The organism is Actinomyces sp. zg296, from assembly GCF_009829695.1.
Classification (GTDB): domain Bacteria; phylum Actinomycetota; class Actinomycetes; order Actinomycetales; family Actinomycetaceae; genus Actinomyces; species Actinomyces marmotae.
In genome coordinates, this window is record NZ_VWPG01000022.1 from 1 (window position 1) to 1,519 (window position 1,519).

General features: G+C 73.9%; 2 protein-coding genes and 1 pseudogene. 2 read left to right on the forward strand and 1 reads right to left on the reverse strand.

The features are described from left to right. Both GVV76_RS10140 and GVV76_RS10145 read left to right on the forward strand, forming a co-directional pair. Positions 1-533 (forward strand): annotated as a pseudogene (locus GVV76_RS10140) (hypothetical protein); the annotation flags it as partial. Between the two features lie 22 nt (positions 534-555). Beyond that, positions 556-1,005, forward strand: coding sequence for a DUF4913 domain-containing protein (locus tag GVV76_RS10145; RefSeq protein ID WP_159524667.1), 450 nt, complete (start codon positions 556-558; stop codon positions 1,003-1,005). Between the two features lie 83 nt (positions 1,006-1,088). On the opposite strand, the gene GVV76_RS10150 is transcribed toward GVV76_RS10145, so the two are convergent. After that, a partial coding sequence (locus GVV76_RS10150) for a hypothetical protein (protein WP_201292237.1) occupies positions 1,089-1,519 on the reverse strand: 431 nt, incomplete at its 5' end.

Below are 1,519 nucleotides of genomic sequence, written 5' to 3' on the forward strand. Positions count from 1 at the left end.
CCTGGGACCTGGGCGAGCTCCACGACAAACTCAACACCCCCCTGCTGCGCGCCGCCGCCACCCAGCCCGACCCCACCCCCGACCACGGCCCCCAGAACACCCAGGAGGAGCCCACGGAAGCCGAGAGCCGCCAGGACGCGACGACGCTACGAGAAGGCGCCCCGCGGGCCTCCCAGGAGGGCGCGATCGAGGACGCGCGCTTGGACAGCGTGCGCCGCTTCATCGACCTGCTCGGGGTGCGCCCACCGGTGCCCGGAGCCGGTCGGCGCCCGCCGTCCTGGCGCGGGGCCCAACGCAGCCAGGAGGCCGTCCGGCCGGCCGGCCGGGCCCCCGCTGAGGACCCCCAGGACGCCCAGGACGCCCAGGGTGCGGCGATGAGCCCGCAGCAGGCCGACCGGATCCGCGCTATCTACGAGCTCGCCCAGCCCGGCGGGCCCGCCCGAGCCGGGCGGGCCGTCACGCAGCAGCCCGGCCAGCCAGCACCACCGGTGCCGCCTCAGGTGCGCCCCCAGCGGCCCGGGCGCGCGCTGTGATCGCACGCGGCACGATGGGGGTATGAGTGAAGACACCGGTGAGAAGAAGGGGCGCGCCAGCGCCCAGGCAGGGCGGGACGAGGCCCCCGGCGGGCTTGAGCCCGTGTTCCCCACGCTTGAGGCGTTCGTCGAGCACGTGGCGAGCAGCCTCTGGGACCGCGTCATCACCGATTCGCACCGGTGGTGCGACCAGTGGTGGAACCACCCCGAGGCCGTTTACGCCCTGACGTGCCTGTGGCACGCCTGGGAGCAGACCCACGTCTCGGACGCCGAGGCCCGGATGAGGTGGCTGCTGCAGTACTCCTACCCCCTGATGGACCGGCTGTGCTCGGCCAATGGGCCCTTTTGTCGCTGCAAGCCCCATTGCGTGCTCAACGGGCGCGGGCACAACTCGCACCCGTTCAACGATGACGAGGTCCGGGGGCTGCCGACCGCCGCCATGCCCGAGGGCGTGTTCGGTGCCCGCCAGTAGCCCCCGCGCTGTCAAGAAGCCGTCAAGAAGACGCGCCCCCAACTCTATGGTCGGGGGCGCGTTGCCTCTTCTCCGAGGTGGGCTCACATGGTGAGGGCCTGGGAGCGCTTCTGGGCCAGCTGTGGGGCGGGCATGGCCCCGGCCACGGGGGCATGGGCGGAGGGGCGCACCTCGCCTGAGGGCTGGCTGACGGCCAGGTCGCCGGTCATGGCGGCCCTGATCGTCTCCTCGCCCAGGCCCCGCTCGCGCAGGCCCTGGGCCCACTGTCCCCGGGCCTCCAGGGAGTCCCAGGGCACTGCTCGGGCGGGGTCCGGATCAGCCATCGCCGCGGGGCCCTCGACGGGCTCCGTCGCGCCCTCCTGGTGGGGCGCGGTGGCCTCATCGGCTGACTCAGGCTTCTGGGCGGTCTCCTGGGTGTTCTGGGGGCCGTGGTCGGGGGTGGGGTCGGGCTGGGTGGCGGCGGCGCGCAGCAGGGGGGTGTTGAGTTTGTCGTGGAGCTCGCCCAGGTCCCAGG

Excerpts from the sequence above, each read along its gene's own strand:
- GVV76_RS10145 (WP_159524667.1), top strand. The coding sequence starts at position 556 with ATGAGTGAAGACACCGGTGAGAAGAAGGGGCGCGCCAGCGCCCAGGCA.